Source organism: Pantoea sp. SIMBA_079 (genome assembly GCF_046940275.1).
Taxonomy (GTDB): domain Bacteria; phylum Pseudomonadota; class Gammaproteobacteria; order Enterobacterales; family Enterobacteriaceae; genus Pantoea; species Pantoea borealis.
On sequence record NZ_JAWRYR010000016.1, the window covers coordinates 25984 to 50376 of the forward strand.

The 24393-nt window shown below is 55.8% G+C and carries 20 protein-coding genes; 13 read left to right on the forward strand and 7 right to left on the reverse strand.

Going from position 1 to position 24393, the window contains the following annotated elements:
- The first annotated feature begins 26 nt into the window (after window positions 1-26).
- The 3 genes from SB719_RS16925 to SB719_RS16935 all read left to right on the forward strand — a co-directional run bounded on the left by SB719_RS16925 (window position 27) and on the right by SB719_RS16935 (window position 5025).
- Window positions 27-3119: a multidrug efflux RND transporter permease subunit gene (locus SB719_RS16925; protein WP_412159503.1), complete on the forward strand. Its 3093-nt coding sequence runs from the start codon at window positions 27-29 to the stop codon at window positions 3117-3119.
- A 65-nt stretch (window positions 3120-3184) separates the two neighbouring features.
- Entirely contained in the window at window positions 3185-3754 is a 570-nt protein-coding gene (locus tag SB719_RS16930) for a GNAT family N-acetyltransferase (protein ID WP_412159504.1), read from the forward strand.
- Window positions 3755-3915: 161 nt separating this feature from the next.
- Window positions 3916-5025 (forward strand): SDR family oxidoreductase, encoded by a 1110-nt coding sequence (locus SB719_RS16935; RefSeq protein WP_065650037.1) that lies wholly within the window; start codon window positions 3916-3918, stop codon window positions 5023-5025.
- A gap of 85 nt (window positions 5026-5110) precedes the next feature.
- On the opposite strand, the gene SB719_RS16940 is transcribed toward SB719_RS16935, so the two are convergent.
- The 3 genes from SB719_RS16940 to SB719_RS16950 form a co-directional block, all read right to left on the reverse strand.
- On the reverse strand, window positions 5111-6241 hold the full coding sequence (locus SB719_RS16940; protein ID WP_314686676.1) for a polysaccharide export protein: 1131 nt from the start codon (window positions 6239-6241) through the stop codon (window positions 5111-5113).
- A 276-nt stretch (window positions 6242-6517) separates the two neighbouring features.
- Window positions 6518-7288 carry an amidohydrolase gene (locus tag SB719_RS16945; protein WP_075050753.1) on the reverse strand — a complete coding sequence of 257 codons (771 nt, stop codon included), beginning with the start codon at window positions 7286-7288 and terminating at the stop codon, window positions 6518-6520.
- Window positions 7276-8436: a pyridoxal phosphate-dependent aminotransferase gene (locus SB719_RS16950; RefSeq protein WP_304235420.1), complete on the reverse strand. Its 1161-nt coding sequence runs from the start codon at window positions 8434-8436 to the stop codon at window positions 7276-7278. The genes SB719_RS16945 and SB719_RS16950 overlap by 13 nt, the downstream gene beginning before the upstream one ends.
- Window positions 8437-8563: 127 nt before the next feature.
- On the opposite strand from SB719_RS16950, the gene SB719_RS16955 reads away from it, so the two are divergent.
- Window positions 8564-9259, forward strand: a complete 696-nt coding sequence (locus tag SB719_RS16955) for a hypothetical protein (RefSeq protein WP_304235417.1) — start codon at window positions 8564-8566, stop codon at window positions 9257-9259.
- A 63-nt stretch (window positions 9260-9322) separates the two neighbouring features.
- On the opposite strand, the gene fadE is transcribed toward SB719_RS16955, so the two are convergent.
- Window positions 9323-11767, reverse strand: a complete 2445-nt coding sequence (gene fadE, locus SB719_RS16960; protein ID WP_412159505.1) for an acyl-CoA dehydrogenase FadE — start codon at window positions 11765-11767, stop codon at window positions 9323-9325.
- Between the two features lie 242 nt (window positions 11768-12009).
- Between fadE and lpcA the strand changes: the two genes are divergently transcribed.
- Window positions 12010-12588 carry a D-sedoheptulose 7-phosphate isomerase gene (gene lpcA / locus SB719_RS16965; RefSeq protein ID WP_065650032.1) on the forward strand — a complete coding sequence of 193 codons (579 nt, stop codon included), beginning with the start codon at window positions 12010-12012 and terminating at the stop codon, window positions 12586-12588.
- A 47-nt stretch (window positions 12589-12635) separates the two neighbouring features.
- Window positions 12636-13403, forward strand: coding sequence for a class II glutamine amidotransferase (locus SB719_RS16970; RefSeq protein WP_150018573.1), 768 nt, complete (start codon window positions 12636-12638; stop codon window positions 13401-13403).
- Here SB719_RS16970 and dpaA read toward each other — a convergent pair.
- Entirely contained in the window at window positions 13374-14117 is a 744-nt protein-coding gene (dpaA, locus tag SB719_RS16975) for a peptidoglycan meso-diaminopimelic acid protein amidase (RefSeq protein ID WP_065650030.1), read from the reverse strand. The two genes, SB719_RS16970 and dpaA, sit on opposite strands and share 30 nt — an antisense overlap.
- A 245-nt stretch (window positions 14118-14362) precedes the next feature.
- Between dpaA and dinB the strand changes: the two genes are divergently transcribed.
- On the forward strand, window positions 14363-15418 hold the full coding sequence (gene dinB, locus SB719_RS16980; RefSeq protein ID WP_065650029.1) for a DNA polymerase IV: 1056 nt from the start codon (window positions 14363-14365) through the stop codon (window positions 15416-15418).
- A 40-nt stretch (window positions 15419-15458) separates the two neighbouring features.
- Here dinB and pepD read toward each other — a convergent pair whose 3' ends face one another.
- Window positions 15459-16919 (reverse strand): beta-Ala-His dipeptidase, encoded by a 1461-nt coding sequence (gene pepD / locus SB719_RS16985; RefSeq protein WP_304235410.1) that lies wholly within the window; start codon window positions 16917-16919, stop codon window positions 15459-15461.
- A 253-nt stretch (window positions 16920-17172) separates the two neighbouring features.
- Here pepD and gpt point away from each other — a divergent pair, with 253 nt between their 5' ends.
- The 3 genes from gpt to crl all read left to right on the forward strand — a co-directional run bounded on the left by gpt (window position 17173) and on the right by crl (window position 19512).
- Window positions 17173-17631 carry a xanthine phosphoribosyltransferase gene (gene gpt / locus SB719_RS16990; RefSeq protein WP_007887137.1) on the forward strand — a complete coding sequence of 153 codons (459 nt, stop codon included), beginning with the start codon at window positions 17173-17175 and terminating at the stop codon, window positions 17629-17631.
- Between the two features lie 121 nt (window positions 17632-17752).
- Window positions 17753-19000, forward strand: coding sequence for an esterase FrsA (gene frsA, locus SB719_RS16995; protein WP_065650027.1), 1248 nt, complete (start codon window positions 17753-17755; stop codon window positions 18998-19000).
- 110 nt (window positions 19001-19110) lie between these two features.
- Window positions 19111-19512, forward strand: a complete 402-nt coding sequence (gene crl / locus SB719_RS17000; protein ID WP_039382877.1) for a sigma factor-binding protein Crl — start codon at window positions 19111-19113, stop codon at window positions 19510-19512.
- Window positions 19513-19583: 71 nt separating this feature from the next.
- Here the strand turns inward: crl and ompC are convergent, their stop codons facing one another.
- Window positions 19584-20678 (reverse strand): porin OmpC, encoded by a 1095-nt coding sequence (ompC, locus tag SB719_RS17005; RefSeq protein ID WP_412159506.1) that lies wholly within the window; start codon window positions 20676-20678, stop codon window positions 19584-19586.
- A 244-nt stretch (window positions 20679-20922) separates the two neighbouring features.
- Here ompC and proB point away from each other — a divergent pair, with 244 nt between their 5' ends.
- The 3 genes from proB (at window position 20923) to SB719_RS17020 (ending at window position 24375) form a co-directional block, all read left to right on the forward strand.
- The gene (gene proB / locus SB719_RS17010) at window positions 20923-22026 is read left to right on the forward strand and encodes a glutamate 5-kinase (protein WP_065650025.1); all 1104 of its coding nucleotides are present in this window, start codon (window positions 20923-20925) and stop codon (window positions 22024-22026) included.
- Between the two features lie 10 nt (window positions 22027-22036).
- Window positions 22037-23290, forward strand: a complete 1254-nt coding sequence (gene proA / locus SB719_RS17015) for a glutamate-5-semialdehyde dehydrogenase (protein ID WP_304235392.1) — start codon at window positions 22037-22039, stop codon at window positions 23288-23290.
- Between the two features lie 353 nt (window positions 23291-23643).
- Complete coding sequence (locus tag SB719_RS17020; protein ID WP_065650023.1) at window positions 23644-24375, forward strand: helix-turn-helix transcriptional regulator; 732 nt, start codon at window positions 23644-23646, stop codon at window positions 24373-24375.
- The last annotated feature ends 18 nt before the right edge of the window (window positions 24376-24393 follow it).

Sequence of the window (24393 nt, forward strand, 5' to 3'; positions counted from 1 at the left end):
CAGCTGCTGAGTATGAGATGAATGTAATGCCGCTATTTTTTATTCACCGTCCGGTTTTCGCCTGGGTTATTGCTCTGTTTATTGTTCTCAGTGGTCTGTTAGCTATTCCGCATCTGCCCGTTGCTCAATATCCTGCTGTTGCACCGCCCAGCCTGATCATTTCAGTGAGCTATCCGGGCGCCAACGCAGAGGTCATGAACACCTCCGTGGTTTCGCTGATAGAGCGCGAAATTTCAGGCGTGGATAACCTGCTCTACTTTGAGTCATCCAGTGACACAACCGGCATGGCTTCCATTACGGTTACCTTTAAACCGGGTACCGATATCAAGCTGGCACAGATGGATCTGCAAAATCAGCTTAAAACGATTGAGCCGCGGCTCCCGCAATCCGTCCGTCAGAATGGGATCAATGTCGAAGCGGCAAATGCCGGTTTTCTGATGATGGTGGGCCTGCAATCCCGGAACGGTGCGTTTCAGGAAGCGGATTTAAGTGATTACTTTGCCCGCAATATTGCGGACGAACTGCGGCGGGTGCCGGGGGTAGGTAAAATTCAGCTGTTTGGCAGTGAAAAAGCGCTGCGCATCTGGCTGGATCCGGTACGGCTGCACGATTACAAACTTTCTGTCACGGAAGTGCTTACGGCAATCAGTCAGCAAAACGTCATTGTTTCGCCGGGAAGAACCGGCGACGAGCCAGCCATCGACGGGCAGGCGGTAACCTGGCCTATCACGGTCAGGGGCCAGCTTACGTCTGCGGAGGCGTTTGGTAATATTACCATCCGGTCCGATGCAACCGGCGCACGCCTCAGGCTTGCGGATGTGGCGCGCGTTGAATCCGGATTACAGAGCTATGCATTCGGCATACGCGATAATGGCCTGCCGGCCACGGCTGCCGCGATTCAGCTGACACCCGGCGCTAACGCCATCAGCACTGCATCGGGCATTCATAACCGGCTTAAAGCGCTCACCGGCTCGCTGCCTGAGGGAATAAGCTTTACTGTGCCTTTTGACACCGCACCCTTTGTAAAACTCTCCATTATCAAAGTGGTTGAGACCTTTGCAGAAGCGATGGTGCTGGTATTTCTGGTCATGCTGCTCTTCCTGCATAAAATTCGCTGTACGCTTATTCCGGCTATTGTGGCACCGGTCGCACTGCTGGGCACGTTAACCGTGATGTTGTTGTGCGGATATTCCATCAATATTCTGACGATGTTTGGCATGGTGCTGGCTATCGGCATTATTGTTGATGACGCCATTGTGGTCGTGGAAAACGTCGAACGTCTGATGGCAGAAAAAAATCTGTCACCCCGCGATGCGACGCAGGAAGCGATGAGGGAGATCACGCCAGCGATCATTGGCATTACGCTGGTACTCACTGCCGTCTTCATTCCCATGGGCTTTGCCAGCGGATCGACCGGAATTATCTATCGTCAGTTCTGCATATCTATGTCGGTGTCGATTTTGCTTTCAGCCTTTCTTGCGCTGACACTGACACCTGCATTGTGCGCAACTCTGCTCAGGCCGCACGATAGTCGCTTAAGCAGCGGCCGGACATTTTCAGCCCGCTTCAACCGGCGTTTCAATGCGCTTACGGTTCACTATGAATCAGGCGTCAGCGCACTTCTCAAACGAACCGGCAGGATGATGTTGATCTATCTGGCGCTATGTATGGCGCTGCTGGCTGGTTTAGCTACGTTGCCATCCTCGTTTTTGCCCGAAGAAGATCAGGGCTATTTTATGTCATCCCTTCAGCTGCCTTCCGACGCCACGATGCAGAGGACACTTAACGTGGTTGAAAAATTTGAGCATGAAATAGCGCAGCGGTCAGCCATTAAAAACAACATCATGATCCTTGGTTTTGGTTTTTCAGGTTCTGGTCCTAACACGGCGATGGCTTTTACTACGCTAAAAGCGTGGAAGGATCGTGGCGGCAGCAGCGCGCAGGCTGAAGCGAGTCATATTCAGCAGCAGATGGAAAGCGTTGCGGATGGCGTTACGATGAGTTTGTTGCCACCTGCCATTGCCGATCTGGGTACCTCTTCAGGTTTTACCTACTATGTCCAGGATCGGGGAGGACGGGGCTATAAAGCGCTGAAACAGGCTACCGACGAACTGATACGGCGTGCAGGTCATCATCCTGCGCTGGCGGAAACGTATATCGACGGTTTGCCGGACGGCACCAGCCTGTCGCTGAAGATCGACCGGGAAAAGGCAGAGGCGCTGGGCGTTTCATTCGACGAGATAAACCAGACTCTCTCCGTTATCGCCGGGTCCAGTTACGTCAATGATTATGTTAACCAGGGACGGGTACAGCAGGTTATCGTCCAGGCGGATGCAGCATACCGTATGCAGCCTGAGCAGCTGCTGCAGAGCTGGGTCAAAAACCGCAGCGGCCAGATGGTGGCACTATCCAGCTTTGCGTCGATCGGCTGGGGCGTTGCGCCGCAACAGCTGAATCGCTATCAGGGCTATCCCGCTATTCGTATTACCGGTAGCGCTGCGCCCGGCGTCTCCAGCGGCACCGCCATGCAGGCCATTGACCAGCTGGCGCAACATTTACCGGAGGGATTTGCCGGCGAGTGGGCCGGCAGTTCGCTGCAGGAAAGGGCGTCTGCCGAACAGCTTCCGTTACTGATTGTGCTTTCCGTGTTGGTGGTATTTATGGTGCTGGCAGCGCTTTATGAAAGCTGGTCTGTCCCGGTTGCCGTTATGCTGGTTGTACCGCTCGGGCTGATAGGGGCTGTGATTGCGGTTGCTATTGCACAGATGACGAATGACGTATTCTTTAAAGTCGGACTGATTACCCTGATTGGGCTTTCGGCCAAAAATGCCATCCTGATTATAGAATTTGCCCGCCATTTACGGCAGCAGGGTGAGACCCTGACGGCGGCAATTCTGACTGCGTCAAAACAGCGCCTGCGTCCGATTATAATGACTTCTCTGGCCTTTACGCTTGGCGTTGTTCCGCTCATGCTTGCCAGTGGGGCAAGCGATAGTACACAGCATGCCATCGGCACAGGCGTATTTGGCGGTATGATCAGCGGTACGCTACTGACAATATTTTTTGTACCCGTATTTTTTACCGTAGTGATGCGGTTTATTAAAAAAAGTGCGAAGTAGCACAATGATGTCTGCAGACAAGCTTCAGTAATCAATCGTTTTATCATCTGGCAGTGCGAGGCTTAATGAATATTATTACCACTTCAAGACTCATTATTCGTCGTTTTTGTCGGGACGATGGCGCAGCATTATTCAGCTACCTTCATGAGCCGGCCACTCCCTGTTTTTATGACGAAAGAGTTGAGTCACTGGCTGCCGCTTACCAGGACGCGCAAAAACGATCGACAGATAAAAGTCAGTTTGCCGTGTGCCTGAAGGAGAACAATCAGTTAATTGGCCATCTTTTTGCAGAAAATGGAAAAAGTGAACCTGACAGGCACACCTGGGCAGCAGGCTGGCATTTCTCTCCGGCATTTCATGGTCAGGGATATGCCCGTGAATCGATCGCCGCACTGTTTGATTATCTTTTTAAGCAACAGCAAGCCCGGCGGATTTATGCCTGGGTGGAAGAGTATAATATTCCTTCGCGTAATCTCTGCGTTCGATTACATATGCGGCAGGAAGCGTGCTTTAAAGAGTTTGTCAGTTTCATAACTGAAGATGGTGAAGCGCGTTATGACGATACGCTGGTATATGCCATTCTGAAAAAAGAGTGGGATGCTGAGCGAAATAAAAATAATGGCGATGATGCTTAGTGAAAGGGTGAACTTTTTTAATAGCGTAATGACTAATATTTGTCATCAGAAGTGATGCAATATAGTTAAATAAACCATCCCATTCAGAGGGTGAATGCGCTATTTAGCGGTATTCGCCAGGGCAGCTTATGTCTGCTGTGTCATAATTAAAGAGAAAAGAGATGAAAAAAATACTGGTTACAGGGGCTACCGGATTTTTAGGTGGCGCTATTGCTGCTGAGTTAATGACGAATGAAAACTCAGAGAGCTTACTTCTTCTCGCGCGTGGCAATGCAGAGAATAGCGCTCTGGATCGGGTGAAGGAGAATTTAGCTAAGTTTGGTATTAGCCCGACTCAGCTAAACAATATTTCAGCGCAACAAATTATAGAAGGCGATTTATCAAAGCCGGAAAGTTTTATTGCAGACCTCAGGCTGAACGATGTGGAAAAGGTGATTAACTGTGCTGCTATCGCTTCCTTTGGTAATAACCCGTTAATCTGGAAAGTAAACGTTGAGGGCACATTTCAGCTTGCCAGCCGGATGAGTAAAGTAAGAGGATTAAAGCGCTTTATTCATGTGGGTACAGCGATGTCATGTACGCCCGAACCTGACAGTCATGTGACAGAAGCGATCGCGCCCACGCAAAGAAAAGATCATATTGTAGAATATACCTGGAGCAAATCAACGGTAGAGCAGATGATAAAAGAGCACCTGCCGGGATTCCCGTTAATTATTGCACGCCCCTCTATTGTTGTAGGGCATACTGAGCATGGCTGCGTTCCCTCCGCCAGCATTTTTTGGGTGTTTCGTATGGCGCTCAGGCTGGGTAAATTTATGTGCAACCTTGATGACAGAATCGATGTCATACCGGTTGATTACTGCGCCAAAACCATTGTCAGGCTGCTTCAGGCAGCCGAGCTTGATCATCCGGTTTATCATATCTCTTCCGGTAAAGAGAGCAGCGTAACGTTTGCAGAGATCGATCGTGCTATGGCCCAGGCTTCGGGAACCCGGCCCGTCTCAGCCAGTTATAAAAAAGTGGGCTATAAAGAGTTATCCCGTGAAAAGCATAATTTCAAAACGCTTTTTGGCGACTGCAATGAGAAGATCGTACTGAAATCTATGAGTCTGTATGGCGAGTTTTCAAAGCTAAACGTGACTTTTGATAATGAAAAAATCCTGAAGCTGGGCATGCCAGCCTCACCCAGATTTACCGATTATATTGCGGTCTGCCATAACTCAGTAAAAGAAAAAACGCTTTCTGAATTAATGGCTGTTGATTTCAAATAACATGAATGCTTAATAGGGTAGTGCTGTGTTTAAGCACTACCCTGAATGCCGATCAGGGACATTTACGCCTGAAGTTAACCACTTTTCAGGGTATCTTTTTAACGGCAGTGCTGAGCTTATTAACCGCGGTTATGGTAGGTATAAGCTGCCTGACAACCCGGTTCCAGCGCGTCAGTGGCGTTGCGGTAACATAGACAATATCATAGGGCTGTAATTTAAAATCGCTGGCCAGTGCCATCGCTGCCGCATTTTTCAGGTTAATTTGATAAATATCAGCCAGTCTTTTTTCTGCGGGTGCCTTTAATTGCCTGATGACAAAAACGCCTGTGGCGTCAGCCGTCGTCTGATCTATTCCCTGTGCACTGCTGATAGCCTCTGTCAGCGTCATGCCGCTCCTGTCCATCAGTAATGTTTTTTGCGCACCGGTTTCACCCATGACAAAAATTTTGCGGGAATCATTACGCGGAATGTAAAGAATATCGCCCTGATGCAACAGCGCGTTTTGTGTCAGGTCGCCTTTCTCTAACAGCAACTTAAGCGATACCGGATACTGCACGGCATCATGCGTCAGGGTGACATTTTCCCAGTCCGCCTCTTTCGTCAGGCCGCCTGCGGCATTGATGGCGTCAAGCACGGTCAGCGGAATATGAGTAATGGGCTGCTGGCCGGAGCGAACGACTTCACCACTCACATACGCTTTGCGGGAGCGAAAAGCGGCTATTTTCACATCAACCTGCGGAGATTCAATATAGTGGCGAAGTCGTGCAGTAATCTCAGTCCTGACCTGTTCTGTGGTTTTATTAAGAACGTAGATGCTGCCCGTATAGGGGAAATAGAGGGTGCCGTTAGGCCGGACAGTGCTGCCGGTTTCCGTTGAGTCACGATACTGACCCGCCGGAGACGTAATTTCCGGATGATCCCAGACGGTAATACTCAGTACATCACCTACGCCGATGCGATAAGAATAATCGTCTTCAGGCAGCCGGAAAATATGTTTTGAACGGGTTTGCTGACCGGCTTCATTAAGCTGTTGCAGCATTAACGGACTTAACAGAGTGACCCTGACCAGCGTGTTAATGTCAGAGCGCTCACGGTTATCGTTAACCAGCGTTTTATTGGCCAGCGGCAGGTTCTGACCTGGCTGCACTGTACAGCCACAAAGTATTAACGCAGCACTGAGCGCTGAATGGCGAAATAGTCGCAATTTACTCTTCATTAATCCGGTCCATAAAAAAGTGCACAACAGCAAGGGTTTTCAGAAATTATCAGTAGCGACCAGCTATCACGTTGCAAAGTGATCTGCTGCGGACTGGCAATACAGATGGTGATAATCGACTGGTATACCAAAGTAGTGCGGATAGCTGATGCAGCATTTATGGAGGGACAATGTAGGCCTGAAAAAGCAGCCTCGTTAACGCTGCTTTTCAGCAAAATAAACTAACCCGGATAAATAAAAATCAGCGGCTGACTCTCTGTTGTCAGCCGCAGTGATTCAGCTTAGCGTCCACGTATCTGCGTCGCGCCATGCCGGAAAGCGCTCGCGATACGTCTGCAGCGCGTCCAGCGACAGATCTGCATCCAGGCGTGCCGGGGTAAAGGGTTCAGCGGCTGCGAGGATCTCCCCCTGCGGTGAGATAATCTGGCTGTCGCCGCGGTAGCGGTGATGATTGCCGTCGCTGCCCACCCGGTTACAGCCGGCGACATACGCCTGATTTTCGATGGCACGTGCCATCAGCAGCGCCTGCCAGTGATGAGCGCGCGGTGCCGGCCAGTTGGCGACATAAAGCGCCAGATCGTAATCATTGCGGTTGCGGGAAAACACCGGAAAGCGCAGGTCGTAGCAAATCTGCGGCAGAATGCGCCAGCCGCGCCAGTGAAAAAGTTCACGGCGTTCTCCCGGCAGATAGTGCTGATGCTCTTCCGCCATGCGAAACAGATGGCGCTTGTCATACTGATGCAGCGTACCGTCTGGCTCCACCAGCAGAAACCGGTTTACCGCACCCGCTTCTGTCTGAATGGCCGCGCTGCCGCCGACCAGCGCATGGGTGGCCCGCGCGTGATGCTGCAGCCAGGTCACTACCTCCTGCTGCGGCAGTGAAGCCTGCGCCGCTTCCATGGCAAAACCAGTGGTAAACATCTCTGGCAGCACAATCACATCGCGTCCGCTCAGGTTTTCCAGCAGCCGATCAAAATGACGCAGGTTAGCGGCGCCGTTCATCCAGCTCAGCGGCTGCTGCAGCAGGGTAATCTTTAAAGTTTGCACAGGCGCTCCGCGGCGGCGTCGAGCGTCGCCTCTTGTTTGGCAAAGCACAGGCGGATCAGCCGGTGCGGGAAAGGGTCAGCGCAGAACACCGACAGCGGGATAGCAGCGACGCCTGCTTCTTTGGTCAGCCACTCACAGAAGCTGACGTCATCCAGATCGGCGATCGCACTGTAGTCCAGCAGTAAAAAATAGGTGCCTTCACAGGGTAATACCTGAAAACGACTGGCTGCCAGCGCCTGTGTCAGACGATCGCGCCGGGCGCGGTAAAACGCAGAAAGCGTTCGGTAGTGTTCCGGCTGCTGACGCAGCATATCCGCCAGCGCCAGCTGGGCCGGGGTGTTGACGGAAAAAGTCAGGTACTGATGTACCTTGCGCAGCTCGGCGCTGATAGCGGGCGGCGCTACGGCGTAGCCCACTTTCCAGCCGGTCATATGATACGTCTTGCCAAATGAGGAGACGGTGACCGCGCGCTGGCGCAGCCCGGCATGTGCCAGCACGCTGGCGTGACCCGCCGCGCTGAAACAGATGTGCTCATACACCTCATCGCTCAGCACGTATATTTCCCGATCCGCAATCGCCTGCCACAGCGCCTCCAGATCGCTCTGCTGCCAGACGGTGGCAGAGGGATTGTGCGGCGTATTCAGGATCACCAGCCGGGTGCGCGCGCTGAGCCGGTCGCGAAACGCAGGCCACGCCACGCGAAACTCAGGCGGCTGCAGGGCGATACGCTGCATTACGCCGCCCGCCAGCGTCACCGCGGGCGCGTAGCTGTCGTAGCTGGGATCAAAGCAGATCACTTCGTCGCCCGGTCGCACCAGTGCGGTAATAGCCGCGTAGAGCGCTTCCGTCGCCCCGCTGGTCACGGTAATGTCGCTGCCGGCATCAGGCCGGTAGCCATATAGCTCTGCGGTTTTATCCGCTATCGCTTCGCGCAGTTCCGGCGTGCCGATCATCGGCGCATACTGATTGGCCCCCTGACTGACGTGATGCGCCAGCCGCGTCTGCAGCAGGGAGGGGCCGCTGAAATCAGGAAAGCCCTGGGAAAGATTGATGGCGCCGTGCCGGGCGGCAAGCGCGCTCATCTGCGTAAAGATCGTGGTGCCGGTCGCGGGAAGCTTGCTGTCAGGAATAAGATCAAGTGGCGTCATAGTAAGCTGGCCTTGCGCGTAAGCGGCGTGATAAGAAACCCTGTATTGCTGACACTATAATCAGGATGCTACTCTTTGGCAATCGAGACGCTTAGATGGCTAAACGCAGCTTTTACAGGAGCAGGTAATGGCACAACCTCATGACAACAGCGCTGCCGGCGAGGCGCTGGCGCAGACTTTGCTGGCGGCATCAACCGGGATAAATGACGAAGCGGCACGCCGCCTGGCGGGGCGGCTGTTCAACTGGCAGCCCGCGTCGGTGCCGGTTACGCTGCAGGCGCTGGCGGCGGAACTGCAGCAGGATGAGGCGCTGCAGCAAATCCTCGGCGTACTGCGCTGGCGTTTTCTTACCCGTCCTGAAACACAGCTGCCTGAGCACGGCTGCGCTGCACCTGTCGGTTTCGCCGTCAGCGGGGCGTTAAGCGATCTGCTGATCCACTACTGCGCTGCCCCCGGCCAGCTGCCGCTGCGTGAAGCGGCCGATGCGCGTGAGCAGCACCTGCAGGCGGTGCAGCAGCTGTGGCGCGGTTTTACCACCGGCTTTCGTCGTCTGGCGGAGAGCGATGCGCTGTTCCGCTGGCCCGGATGCGACCAGCTGCTGCTGCAGTCAATCTGGCATGACGCCCTCGGCTACAGCGGTGCTGCGCTGATCCGGCGCAGCCTCAGCGCCACAACGCTCAGTGATTTCTCCGGTATCGATGATGAAGAGATGCGTAACGCCTGTCTGCACAGCGCGCTGGCGCTGGGGCGCACCCTGATGCTGGCCGCTGACCATATTGCGGATGAAGAGGCGTTGGTTGCCCGCATTCGCCAGGCCGCATAGGCGTCTGACAGAGGCAAAAAAAGACGCCTCCGCAAGGAGGCGTCGGGCACCTGGTGTCGGGGATTATGCCGCTTCGCTGGATCGCGCCTGCGGCCGGGGTTGTGGCTTAGGTGCGGCCAGCGCTTCCGGCACGAACTCATCCACATTAATGGCTTTCAGCCGGCTGGCTTCTGCGCGGATCAGCACCTGCGCTTCGCTCTCGTCGATCAGACCCTCCTTCAATGCCCGCTGCGCCAGCGCATCAAGACGGGTAAAGGAGAGGTGCTTTTTCTGCTGCTGACAGAGGCGATCGTGGATCACTTCCGCCGCCATGACATCCTGCAGCGCCTGCTCCAGCTGACCTGCCGGGTTATGCTCAGCTGGCGTCAGATACTGACCGCGGCCAAGGCGGGAGCGGGTAGCAGAAGGCAGCTGCAGCAGCTTCGCCAGTTTATGGTCAAGTTTGTCTGACGGCGGCAGGCAGCGTTTGCCACCGGCGAAGATGGCCAGGCGCAGCGCCCCGGCGGCCAGCCGGTTCGGGAAGTTACGCAGCAGATCGTCCATCGCCACTTCGGCCTGGTGCAGCGCATCCTGCACGCCCCAGTGCACCAGCGGCAGATCGGCCTCATGGCGTCCCTCTTCGTCATAGCGTTTCAGCGTGGCGGACGCAAGGTACATCTGGCTCAGCACATCACCGAGGCGGGCAGAGATGCGTTCGCGTCGCTTCAGGCTGCCGCCGAGCACGGCCATGGAGATATCAGAGAGCAGCGCCAGGTTCGCGCTCAGACGATTAAGCTGCTGATAGTAGGGGCGCGTCGCGTCACGCGTCGGTGCGGTGCTGGTGCGGCCGTTGGTCAGGCCGAGCCAGAGGCTGCGTACTGCACTGCTGCCGACATGACCGATATGGCTGAACAGTGCATGGTCAAAACGGGAAAGATCGTTTTTCGCCGCCGCGTCCATCTCTTTCAGCACCCACGGATGGCAGCGGATAGCACCCTGACCAAAGATAATCATGCTGCGCGTCAGGATATTGGCGCCCTCAACCGTAATAGCGATAGGCGCTCCCTGATAGGCGCGGGCGAGGAAATTGTTATCCCCCAGCATGATGCCTTTGCCGCCCGCAATATCCATGGCGTCGATAATGGCGCGCTGACCGCGGTGGGTACAGTGATACTTCACAATCGCAGAGAGCACGGCCGGCTTTTCACCCTGCATAATGCCGGTGGTGATCAGCGTGGCGGCCGCGTCCATGACGTAAGCATTACCGGCAATGCGCGCCAGCGGCTCTTCAATGCCTTCCATTTTGCCAATCGCCACTTTGAACTGACGGCGGATGTGCGCATAAGCGCCGGTGGCCAGCGCCACGCTTTTCAGGCTGCCGGTGGAGTTAGAAGGCAGCGTGATGCCGCGCCCGACCGAGAGGCACTCTACCAGCATGCGCCAGCCCTGGCCGGCCATCGCCGGACCGCCGATGATATAGTCAATCGGTACAAATATGTTGTTGCCGCGCGTCGGGCCATTCTGGAACGGCACGTTCAGCGGGAAGTGGCGATTACCAATCTCCACGCCCGGCGTATGGGTCGGGATCAGCGCACAGGTAATTCCCGGCTCCGTTTTATCGCCCAGCAGACCATCGGGATCGGAAAGTTTAAACGCCAGGCCCAGCACGGTAGCGACCGGGGCCAGCGTAATATAGCGCTTGTTCCAGGTCAGACGCATACCCAGCACCTGCTGACCCTGCCACTCGCCCATACAGACCACACCGGTATCAGGAATGGCACCGGCATCGGAGCCCGCTTCCGGGCTGGTCAGGGCAAAGCAGGGGATCTCATCGCCGCGCGCCAGACGCGGCAGGTAGTGATCTTTCTGCTCCTCAGTACCGTAGTGCTGCAGCAGCTCGCCCGGTCCCAGGGAGTTGGGGACGCCGACGGTAATCGCCAGAATACCGGAGACGCCAGCCAGCTTCTGCAATACGCGCGCCTGCGCATAAGCGGAAAACTCCAGTCCGCCATACTCTTTTTTAATGATCATGGCGAAAAAGCGGTGCTGCTTCAGATAGGCCCACAGCTCCGGCGGTAAATCGGCCAGCTCATGGGTAATCGCGAAGTCGTTTGCCATACGGCACGCTTCCTCAACCGGACCATCCAGAAACGCCTGCTCCTCTGCGGTGAGCTGCGGACGGGGGTAGTTGTGCAGCTTTTGCCAGTCCGGCTTGCCCTGAAACAGATCGCCTTCCCACCAGGTTGTGCCGGCATCGATCGCTTCCTGTTCGGTGCGCGACATCGGCGGCATAACGTTGCGAAAGCCCTGCAGAGCCGGTTTTGAAAACAGGCGCTGGCGCAGCGACGGCAGGTTAAATGGCAGCAGGATCAGCGCCAGCGGCAGCAGCAGCCAGCCGGTCCAGAGGCCGGTTAAGGCCATGGCAGCGGTCCAGAGCAGCAGGATGGCGCTGCTCAGACGCAGAGATATCTGATGATAAAAGAGGGCGCTAACCAGCAGTAGCGTCGCCACAATGGAAACCAGCAGCATAGTGAATCGCTCCGTAAGTAGTAAGAGGTCTGACCTGTTAGTGACAGGTTTAGAGCAGCCGGTCTTAATAAGCAATTCCTTTACATCACAATTACAACCAGGCTCACAAAATCATCGCAGCTGGCGCATTTATCGTCTGGTCGCGCGGTGAGAGAGGCGTTTTCCCTGCTGCCAGCGCTTTGCGCCCCTGTGGCATTCCGTTAAACTTGCCGGGTTAACCTCTCCTCTAAAGGACATCTCCTATGTATCAGGACATCATTCGCTCGGAACTCAACGAAGCTGCCGACACCCTGACCCGGTTTTTGAGTGACGACGCCAATATCCACGCCATTCAGCGTGCAGCGGTGCTGCTGGCGGACAGTTTCAAAGCGGGCGGAAAAGTGCTCTCTTGTGGTAACGGGGGATCACACTGTGACGCAATGCATTTTGCAGAAGAGCTGACCGGCCGCTATCGCGAAAACCGTCCCGGCTATCCGGCCATTGCAATTTCTGATGTCAGCCATCTCTCCTGCGTCAGCAACGACTTCGGCTATGACCATGTGTTTTCACGCTACGTGGAAGCAGTAGGGCGCGAAGGTGATGTGCTGCTGGGGCTCTCCACTTCCGGCAACTCTGCCAATATCATCAAAGCGATTGAGGCAGCGCGCGCGCAGGGAATGAAAGTCATTACCCTGACCGGCAAAGATGGCGGCAAAATGGCAGGCAGTGCGGATATTGAGATCCGGGTACCGCATTTCGGCTATGCCGATCGCATACAGGAGATCCATATCAAAGTGATCCACATCCTGATGCTGCTGATTGAAAAAGAGATGGTTAAGTAATTCACGCTGCCTTCCCGCATGCCGGGAGGGGTGAGAAGGGGGTAGCTATGTGCGAACTGCTCGGGATGAGCGCCAATGTCCCTACCGATATCTGCTTCAGTTTTACCGGGCTGGTACAGCGCGGCGGCGGTACCGGACCGCATAAAGATGGCTGGGGTATCGCCTTTTATGAAGGCAAAGGATGCCGCACATTCAAAGATCCGCTGCCGAGCGTAAACTCGCCGGTCGCCCGCCTGGTGCAGGAGTATCCGATCAAATCGCACTCGGTGGTTGCGCATATCCGCCAGGCAAACCGGGGCGAGGTCTCCCTGGAGAACACCCATCCTTTTACCCGTGAGCTGTGGGGCCGCAACTGGACTTACGCGCACAATGGACAGCTTAAAGGCTATCGCCAGCTCGACAGCGGCCACTTCCGCCCGGTGGGAGAGACCGACAGTGAAAAGGCGTTTTGCTGGATCCTCTCGCAGCTGCAGGCGCGCTATCCGCGGACGCCAGGAAACTGGCCCGCAGTGTTTCGTTACATTGCTGAACTTGCCGGTGAGCTGCGTGAAAAAGGCGTATTTAACATGCTGTTGTCAGATGGGCGCTATCTGATGGCGTTCTGCTCCACCAATCTTTACTGGATCACGCGGCGCGCGCCGTTTGGGAAAGCGCGTTTGCTGGATCAGGATGTGGAGATCGATTTCCAGCAGCAGACCACACCACATGATGTGGTGACGGTGATCGCCACGCAGCCGCTGACCGGAAATGAAACCTGGCACCGGATAGCGCCAGGCGAGTGGGCGCTATTTTGCCTGGGTGAGCGCCAGGAATGATTTGGAGGCCGCGTCCGGTGTGGACAGTACCGGGGTGTTGTTCACCGCATACTGACCCGTAGCCGTGACGTTAACGCCGGGCGGCACGTGATATTTCGCAAAATAGGCGTAGCCCGGCTGCAGTTCGCGCCAGAAATCGATATAGCTTGAGTAGCGATGACGCTGCATATTGCTTTCCGTCATACGGAACGGATAGATATTCAGCTGCATCTCCTGCTGGCCGTTACGCAGGGCCGCATTAACATAGTTGAAAATCTCATCCATTGAACCGTTGGTCATGGCGTAGCAGCCCACGGAAACGCAGTCACCGTGAATCATCAGATAGTTGCCGTTATAGCCCTTGCTGCGATCGTACTGGTTAGGAAAACCGGTATTAATGGCGCGGTAAAAGCGGCTGTCGGGTTTCAGCTGATTAAGCTTAACGTTGTAAAAGCCTTCCGGACTTTTGAAGTCGCCCTGGCGGCGTTTGGGACCAAGTCCGCCGGAAAAATTACAGATGCGATAGCTGTCCAGCAGGCGATATTCATTGCCGATTTTGCCATAGAGTTCCAGCGTGCGCTCTTCTTTGAAAATCTGGATAAATACTGGCGTACCCAGTAGTTGTTTCTTTAACTCTTTGCTTACCGGAGCCAGCGGTTGTGCGGGTTCAGGTGTGATTGCCCAGCTAAGGACTGGCATAAGAATCATCGCGAACAGCAATGCGATTCTGCCCATTCTGTGTATACCTTGAAGTGAAGAAAAACTCAGACGCGCGGCGTCACTCAGTTGCATTATCGGAAATATCCGCTATCGCTGCGCAACATTAACATTGTCTGGCTTTTAATCAAGATAGCGGGCAAGAAAATGGCGCAAAGTTGTGATGTGCCGGGGAGTGAAACGCCTTTAAACGCGGCCGCGGTGCTGACGGAGATTGCTCAACGCCTTCGCTACTGTATACTTAGCCAGTGTCCGGAGGGGGTATGCGCAAAATCATTCATGTCGATATGGACTGCTTTTACGCAGCGGTTGAGATGCGTGACGATCCGTCGTTGCGGGATATCCCTATCGCCATTGGCGGCAACCGCGTTCAGCGCGGGGTTATCAGCACCGCTAACTATCCGGCGCGTAAATATGGCGTGCGCAGCGCCATGCCGACCTCGACTGCGCTGCGTCTCTGTCCGCACCTGCGTCTGCTGCCAGGGCGCTTTGACGCCTACAAAGAGGCCTCGCGGCAGATCCGCGAAATCTTCCTCCGCTACACGCCGCTGATTGAACCGCTCTCGCTGGATGAAGCCTATCTGGATGTCACCAGCAGTCCGCACTGTCAGGGATCGGCCACGCTGATGGCGCAGGCGATTCGCGCAGATATTCTGCGTGAAACCGGGCTGACCGCATCTGCAGGTATCGCGCCGATCAAATTTCTGGCAAAAATCGCCTCTGACCTCAATAAGCCTGACGGCCAGTATGTGATCACCCCGCAGGCGGTGCCGGCGTTTCTGCATGAGCTGCCGCTCAGTAAGATCCCGGGCGTGGGCAAAGTGGCGACCAAAAAGCTGGAGGAGATGGGGCTGCGTACCTGTGCTGACGTGCAGCAGGCCGACCTGTCGCTGCTGCTGAAACGCTTTGGTAAATTTGGTCGCTCGCTCTGGGAACGCAGCAACGGTGTTGATGACCGCGAAGTGATCGTCGAACGCGAACGGAAATCGCTGGGGGTTGAGCGCACGCTGCCGGAGGATATTCACCACTGGGAGCAGTGTCTGCCCATTATCGACTATCTCTATGCGGAGCTGGATCGCCGTCTGGGTGCCATCCGGCCAGATAAACAGATCGCCCGGCAGGGGGTAAAATTCAAGTTCAGCGACTTCCAGCAAACCACGCAGGAGCACGTCTGGGCGGTGCTGAATAAAGAGGATATGGTAGCGGTGGCGCGTCAGGTCTGGGAGGCGCGTCGGGCAGAACGCGGGGTAAGGCTGGTGGGACTGCACGTTACGCTGGTGGACCCGCAGCTTGAGCGTCAGCTGCTGCTGGGGCTGTGAAATCTCCCCCGCCCGGTAGCGGGCAGGGGAGCGGCATAAATTACGCTTTTGCCGGGATCGCGTTCAGCAGCGCAGTGAGTAGCTGCCAGTAAAGGCCAACGCTCTCAATATGCACCTGCTCATCCGGCGAGTGCGGGCCGGTAATGGTCGGCCCGATAGAGACCATATCCATATGCGGATACGGTTTCTTGAACAGGCCACACTCCAGACCGGCATGGATCACCTGAATGTTTGGCGTTTTGCCAAACAGCGCTTCGTAGGTGGTGCGCGTCAGCGCCATTACCGGCGAATCAGCGTCGGGCTGCCAGCCCGGATAGCCGCCTTTCGGTGCGGTCTGCGCGCCCGCCAGCGCCCCCAGCGAGGTCAGCGTCTCTACTACCCACTCCCTGCCCGTATCGATCAGCGAGCGAATCAGGCAGATGATTTCAGCGTTAGCCTGATCCATGCTGACCACGCCAACGTTCAGCGAGGTTTCCACCACGCCTTTCGCCACGTCTGAATTACGGATCACGCCGTTAGGGGTACTGTTCAGCAGGTTGATAAAGCGATCGCGGCACTCAGCGCTCAGCGCCTCCGCCTGCTGCGCCACCGGCTCAGTCTGCAGCACGATATGCTTTTCCTTGCTGCCGAGTTCATTGAGCAGCACGGCCTGGAAGTGCAGCGCCGCAGATTTCAGCGCATCCACTTTGTGGCTTTCCACGGCCAGCGTGGCAAAGGCTTCACGCGGGATGGCGTTACGCAGCGTGCCGCCGGTAAAGTCGATCAGACGCAGATCCAGCTCGCGGGCATGGGCGGCGAGAAAACGCGCCAGCAGCTTGTTCGCGTTGCCGAGACCCAGATGGATATCCGCGCCGGAATGGCCACCTTTCAATCCTTTGAGCGTCAGCTTCAGCGTTTCAAAGCCGGCCGGAACCGCTTCACGGCTCAGCGGCAGCGTGGTAATGAAGTCGATGCCACCCGCGCAGCCCATGTAGATCTCACCCTCTTCTTCAGAGTCGGTGTTGATCAGGATTTCCGCCTGCAGCCAGTCCGGCTGCAGACCAAACGCGCCATCCATGCCCGACTCTTCGGTCATGGTCAGCAGCACTTCCAGCGGGCCGTGCGTCAGGCTGTTGTCAGCCAGTACCGCCAGCGCTGACGCCATGCCGATGCCGTTATCTGCACCCAGCGTGGTGCCGCGCGCTTTCACCCACTCACCGTCAACCCATGGCTGAATCGGATCTTTAGTGAAATCGTGAGCGGTATCGTTATTTTTTTGCGGCACCATATCCAGGTGCGCCTGCAGCGCAACCGGCGTGCGGTTTTCCATGCCTGGCGTGGCAGGTTTACGGATCAAAATATTGCCGACCCGATCGCGCTCGACCCAGAAATTCTGCTCTTTGGCCCAGCTGACCACATATTCAGCCAGCGCCTCTTCATAATAAGAAGGGTGTGGAATAGAGCAGATTTTGGCGAAGATATCCCACAGCGGCTGCGGGGAGAGTTGAGACAATTCAGACACAACGCGTCTCCTGTATCAGCGTGGCGGACAGGCCGCTCGCACGCAGTTTTCGGTTAAAGATCGCCGTCAGCTCATCTGACGTGATGAGTCAGAGAATATCACCCTTTATTCGCAGGCGCGTCATCAGGCGCGCTAAAAACCTGCAACCAGTCTCTCCGATGCTGGTTTTTAACGCGCCAGATCCTTATAATCTCGCGCAACCTTTTCCCCCTTGCATATTTTTAAGCCACTTTTGGTGGTTGGGATTCCTTTTATGAGCGAAAAATACGTCGTAACCTGGGACATGCTGCAGATTCATGCCCGTAAACTGGCCCAGCGCCTGCTTCCTGTGGAACAGTGGAAAGGTATCATCGCGGTAAGCCGCGGTGGTCTGGTTCCGGCATCACTGCTGGCGCGTGAGCTGGGTATTCGCTACGTCGATACCGTCTGCATCTCCAGTTACGATCACGATCATCAGCGCGAAATGAAAGTGCTGAAGCGCGCCGAAGGCGACGGTGAAGGCTTTATCGTTATTGACGACCTGGTCGACACCGGCGGCACCGCGCAGGCGATCCGTGATATGTATCCAAAAGCGCGTTTCTGCACTATCTTCGCCAAGCCTGCCGGCCGCGCGCTGGTGGATGACTATATTGTGGATATTCCGCAGAACACCTGGATTGAACAGCCGTGGGATATGGGCGTGGTCTATATTCCGCCCATCGTCAAAAGCTGATTGATGCAACGCAAACAACGCCCGGTTAAGCCGGGCGTTGTGCTATTCGCGCCTCGCGCAGCCGGGGCGGGTGAAGTAAACTCATAGCCATCTATGCGACTGCCGCAGGAGAAACCATCAGATGGCCGAAAAAAATCTTAGCGAAGAGCTGTTCAAGCCGCGTTTTAAACATCCCGAAACCTCCTCACTGGTACGCCGTCAGCATCATGCTACTGCCCAGGTGCATAACGCGCTGGAGGGGGATACTCAGCGCGGCTGGTATCGTATGCTGAACAAACTGCTCTGGACATGGCGCGGCCTCTCCCCGCAGGAGATCAGCGAAGTCCTGGCGCGCATCGCTGTCAGCCGCTTTGAACACACCGATGACGCGCTGCTGGACACGGTGATTGGCTATCGCGGCGGCAACTGGAATTTTGAGTGGTCAAAACAGGCGGCGCTCTGGCAGCAGCAGGCGATGCAGAGCGAGCAACATGATGAGGCGGGCCAGCAGTGGCTGCACGCGGCGAACCTCTATAGCCTGGCGGCCTATCCCTATATTAAAGGCGACGAGCTGGCCGATCAGGCGCAGGTGCTGGCGAACCGTGCTTATGAAGAGGCGACCCGGCGGCTGCCGGGCGAGCTGAAATCACTGACGTTTCCCGTCAGTGGTGGCAGTCCGGTCACCGGGTTTCTGCATATGCCGGCGCAGGCCAGTGCACCCTATCCCACGGTGATGCTGTGCGGGGGGCTCGATTCGCTGCAAAGCGATCACTATCGTCTGTTTCATGACTATCTGGCCCCGCGCGGTATCGCTATGCTGACGCTGGACATGCCCTCTGTTGGCTACAGCAGTAAATGGACACTGAACCAGGACACCAGCCATCTGCATCAGCAGGTTCTGCGCGAGCTCAGCAACGTGCCGTGGATCGATCACACCCGCGTGGCGCTGTTCGGCTATCGCTTTGGTGCCAATATCGCGACCCGACTCGCCTGGCTTGAGGTACCGCGTATTCGTGCCGTGGCAACGCTGGGCGCGATGGTACACGGCGTGTTTGTTGACGCGGCGCGTCAGCAGCAGCTGCCGGACATGTATATGGATATGCTGGCGAGCCGGCTGGGGATGGCCTCCACGTCTGACAGTAACCTGCGCATTGAGCTGAATCGCTATTCGCTGAAGGTGCAGGGGCTGCTGGGACGCCGTACGCCGGTGCCAATGCTGGCCGCTTACTGGCCGGACGATCTTTTCAGTCCGGAGGAGGATTCCCGCCTGATTGCCGGCTCATCCGCGCAGGGGAAAACGCTGGCTATTCCGGCATCACCGGTATTCCGCAGTTTTGAAAAAGCGCTGAACCAGATCTGTGACTGGCTCAGCAAACAGTTGCAGCGGTAACTGGCAAAATGCAAAACCTCTGCTAAAACTTAATGTCGGCATATTACGCGCTGCGCCTTTTGTGCAGCGCGCTGCTTTTTTTTACGGTTTATTTGAGGGAGAGAATTAGCATGACGTTACCGAGTGGTCACCCCCGCAGTCGCCTGCTTAAGCGCTTCACCGAATTGGGGCCGTACATCCGTGAAGGAAAATGCGAAGATACGCGTTTCTTTTTTGACTGCCTGGCCGCCTGCGTTAACGTAAAGCCTGCACCGGAGAGCCGCGAGTTCTGGGGCTGGTGGATGACACTGGATGCGCACAGCGATCACTTTACCTACGAATATCACTTCGGCCTGTTTGATAAAGAGGGCGACTGGAGTGTGACAACCATTAAAGGTAAAGAGAACAATGAGCGCGTAGAGAGTACGCTGCGTAATTTTCATGAGCGGCTGAAAGCGATGCTGCATGAGCAGAAGCTCGATCTGCGTCCTGCAGCTGGTTTTAAAGAAGAGCCGGTGAAGCTGAGCGCATAATATAAAAAAGAGCCGGTCATGTGCCGGCTCTTGCGTAATGAGGATAGCAGTGCTGATACCGTAGCGGATAATCAGAACTGATAGGTCAGCGCCACGGCAACCACATCGTCATTGTTCAGCCCCAGCTTATTGTTGTCGTCCAGCTGATTAATTTTGTAATCCACCATGGTCGACATGTTCTTATTGAAGTAGTACGTCAGGCCCAGATCAACATATTTCACCAGGTCTTCATCACCCACGCCTTCAATATCCTTGCCTTTAGTCTGTACATAGCCCAGTGACGGACGCAGGCCGGAATCGAACTGATACTGTGCCACCATTTCAATGTTCTGCGCTTTATTAGCAAAGCCGCGCGTGCCGATGGGCGTCATGTTGCGCGTCTCGGTGTAGATAGACGCCAGATAGACGCTGTTAGCATCATATTTAATACCGGCTCCCCAGGATTCTGCTTTGTCTCCGCGTCCAAGCAGCCCGGCCTGCTGCTGCTGGCTGGTGCGATCGGATGAGGTAATGGCCGACATCAGGCTGACGCCGCTGTCGCCGATGGTGTAGCCCAGGGATGCGCCGTAGCCGTCGCCGTTCTGGGTGCTGGTATCCGTTGCGCTGCCGCGGCTGTTCGCGCTGCCGGCGTCATTTTTGCCCTGATACTGCAGGGCGAAACGCAGGCCATCCACCAGACCAAAGAAATTACTGTTGCGGTAGGTCGCCACGCCTGACGTGCGCGCCGCCATAAAGTTATCGGTGCGCGCGGTGCCGTCACCGCCGAACTCAGGGAAGACGTCGGTCCAGGCTTCCACGTCATACAGCACGCCGTAGTTACGGCCATAGTCGATTGAGCCGTAGTCGCCAAATTTCAGGCCGGCAAAGCCGAGACGGGTTTTGTTGCCGTTATTTGCGTCACTGCCTTCAGAGCGGTTGCCCTGAAACTGATATTCCCACTGACCGTAACCCGTCATCAGGTCGTTAATCTGCGTCTGACCCTTAAAACCGAGACGCACATACGTTTTGTCACCGTCTGCGCCCGCATTGTCACTGAAATAGTGCATCCCTTTTACGCGACCATAGAGATCCAGTTTGTTACCGTCTTTATTATAAATTTCTGCGGCTTGTGCAGTGGTGGCCAGAGCCAGGGCGGAAACAACCAGTGCCAGTGTGCTTTTCTTCATGTGCTATCAATCCCGATGAGTAAAAAAAGTATGTACCCGTAAAAAGGGGTGTAAAACACGGGACGTTTTACCGATAGCTGATGAAAGTTTTATGACAGATTTGCGCAATCGGGGTGAATGGAGTGGTGCAGTCAGGCTGACAGGGCTGCGGAAATTCGCGCTTTTCCCGGCGTGGCTGTTGGCTTCCTTGCTGACTCCTGATAAAACGTCCGTTCGCGGATTTTTTCTCAGATGGCAGGAAAATATGAGTGGCAGTCAGACCCTGGTGGTCAAATTGGGTACCAGCGTGCTCACCGGCGGATCGCGCCGGCTGAATCGGGCGCACATGGTGGAGCTGGTTCGTCAGTGTGCGCACATGCACGCGGCGGGACATCGCATTGTCATTGTCACCTCAGGCGCCATTGCGGCCGGACGTGAACATCTTGGTTATCCCGAACTGCCACCGACCATCGCCTCAAAGCAGCTGCTGGCTGCGGTGGGGCAGAGCCGTCTGATCCAGCTGTGGGAACAGCTGTTCTCTATTTATGGCATCCATATTGGTCAGATGCTGCTGACGCGCGCGGATATGGAAGATCGCGAACGCTTCCTCTATGCGCGCGATATGCTGCGCGCGCTGCTGGATAACCACATCGTTCCGGTGATTAACGAAAACGACGCGGTCGCTACGGCGGAAATTAAAGTCGGCGATAACGACAACCTGTCGGCGCTTGCGGCGATGCTGGGCGGAGCGGACAAACTGCTGCTGCTGACCGATCAGCAGGGGCTGTTCACCGCCGATCCGCGCACCAATCCGGAGGCGCAGCTGATTGGTGACGTGCACCAGATTGATGATGCACTGCGGACGCTGGCGGGCGGCAGCGTATCAGGCTTAGGTACCGGCGGTATGGCAACCAAACTGCAGGCAGCAGATGTTGCCTGTCGTGCCGGTATTGATGTGATTATCGCCGCCGGCAGCCGTCCGGATGTGATCAGCGATGTACTGAACGGCAAACCGGTCGGGACGCGCTTTCACGCACAGCAGTCGCCGCTGGAGAACCGCAAGCGCTGGATCTTTGGCGCGCCCCCGGCTGGCGAAATCACCATTGATGATGGTGCGCTGTCGGCGGTGCTGGAGCGTGGCAGTTCGCTGCTGCCCAAAGGCATCCGTGAGGTGCAGGGAAATTTCTCACGCGGTGAGGTGATCCGCATCCGTAATCTGCAGGGACGCGATATCGCCCACGGCGTGACGCGTTACAACAGCGATGCGATGCGCATGATCGCCGGGCATCACAGTCAGGAGATCGGTGATATTCTCGGTTATGAATATGGTCCGGTTGCCGTGCATCGCGACGACATGGTTGTCAGCTAAGGAGCAGAAAATGTTAGAGGAAATGGGTAAGGCGGCGCGTGCGGCATCGTACACGCTGGCAACGCTCTCCACCGCAGAAAAAAATCAGGTGTTGCTGACCCTGGCTGAAGGGCTGGAGGCAGATCACGCAGAGATTCTGGCGGCTAATGAACAGGATCTGGCCGACGCACGGCAGAGCGGCATGAGCGCGGCGCTGCTCGATCGCCTGACGCTGACGCCGCAGCGGCTGAAGAGCATCGCCGATGACGTGAGGCAGGTCTGCCAGCTGGCCGATCCGGTGGGACAGCTGATTGACGGGGGCCAGCTCGACAGCGGTCTGCGCATTGAACGGCGGCGTGTGCCGCTGGGCGTGGTCGGCGTCATTTACGAAGCGCGTCCCAACGTCACCGTTGATGTGGCGGCTCTCTGCCTGAAAACCGGCAACGCAGCCATTTTGCGCGGCGGTAAAGAGACGTGGCGCACCAACGCGGCTACGGTCCGGGTTATTCAGCGGGCGCTGATAAAACACAACCTGCCTGCCGGGGCCATACAGGCGATTGAAAATCCGGATCGCGAGCTGGTCAATCAGCTGCTCAGGCTTGATCGCTATGTCGATATGCTGATCCCGCGCGGCGGTGCCGGACTGCACAAGCTGTGCCGTGAACATTCGACTATACCGGTGATCACCGGCGGCATCGGCGTCTGCCATCTCTATCTTGATGAAAGCATGGAGTGTGAGGCGGCGCTGGAGATCATCGTTAACGCCAAGAAGCAGCGGCCGAGCGCCTGCAACTCACTGGAAACGCTGCTGATCCATCAGGATCAACGTGATCGTTTCCTGCCGGCTTTCCTGCAGCGTATGGCGCAGGAAAACATCACGCTGCACGGTGATGCCAATATTCTGGCGCAGCTGCAGGCGGGACCGGCCAGCGTGGTCGCAGTCAGCGACGCGCACTATCGCGATGAGTGGCTGTCGAACGATCTCAACGTTAAGCAGGTGGCAGACATGGATGAGGCGATTGCGCACATTCGTGAATATGGCACCCAGCACTCCGACGGCATTCTGACGCGCAGCATCCGGCATGCCAACGCGTTTGTGCAGCAGGTGGATTCTTCTGCGGTCTACGTCAACGCCAGTACCCGTTTTACCGACGGTGGCCAGTTTGGTCTGGGCGCTGAAGTTGCGGTCAGTACCCAAAAGTTGCACGCGCGCGGACCGATGGGGCTGGAAGCGCTGACCACCTACAAATGGATTGGCTGGGGCGACGATACGCTGCGTCGCTAGCCGTCTTGCCCGCCTCAGATGGGTACCTGTACAGGTACCCATTTTTTTTTGCTTTAGATCCACTCAATATCACAGCTTTCTGAAATTTATCTGTCATCTGTGGCGTGCCAGCCGCTTTTCACCCATTTTTTTGTGTAAGCGCTGGTCCGGGGTTAACAGAAGATTCCTGAAAACCCCTGTCAGAACAAGCTGTCACACATTCATTGCTGGTTTAGCTCAGGCGGGCGAGGATAATGATCCTCCAGCTTCATTGATAATATCGCGTGGGTAGTAAACTAACGGTAATATAAAATGAACTGGTAGCAAAAACCAAAATAACATTCAGTCTTTTACTGATGGCAGACAATTAACTGATGGTTAAAAAAGAGAGTACAAAACACGCTTTTACTGCCAGGCTGATTGCCGCATGCGAAAGTGCGGGAATTGTCGGACATGGACGAAATAAACAGGTTGCACAGGCGTTGCAGCAAAGAGGATGCAAAATTTCAACGCCGGGAGTATGGAAATGGTTCAACGGTCAGTCGATTCCGGATGACGGGAATTTATTAGCGCTCAGCGATCTGCTGGGCGTGCGCGTGGAGTGGCTGCAGTTCGGAATGGAGAAACCGGATGCCGCGCTCTCACAGCAGCGTCTGCTTTCAGCCGGGCATATGTTCCGCGTGGAGAGTCTTGATATCGGCCAGCGCAGCGCGCAGGGTATCGCCGCACGTGATGAGCTGGTTGAGACTATTCAGGCGATAGAATATGGACTGGACGAAGCGCGCGTGCTCTTTAATGGCCGCCCGGCAGAGAGTATCCGGCTTATTGCCCTGAACAGCGATTCGATGGCCGGTACCTTCGCACCGCGCGATCAATTGTTTGTCGATATCAGCGTGCATCGCTTTGATGGTGATGGCATCTATCTGTTCACGCTTGACGATCAGCTCTATCTCAAACGCCTGCAGCTGCAGCACAAAAAAGTGGCCGTGATCTCAGACAACAAGCGGTATGAGACCTGGTATCTGACGCTGGATGAAGCTGATTCCCTGCAGGTGATTGCCCGCGTCATTATGAGCCAGGCGCGTGATTATCAGATCCTGGGATAAGGGGTTGCCCGCGCCGGC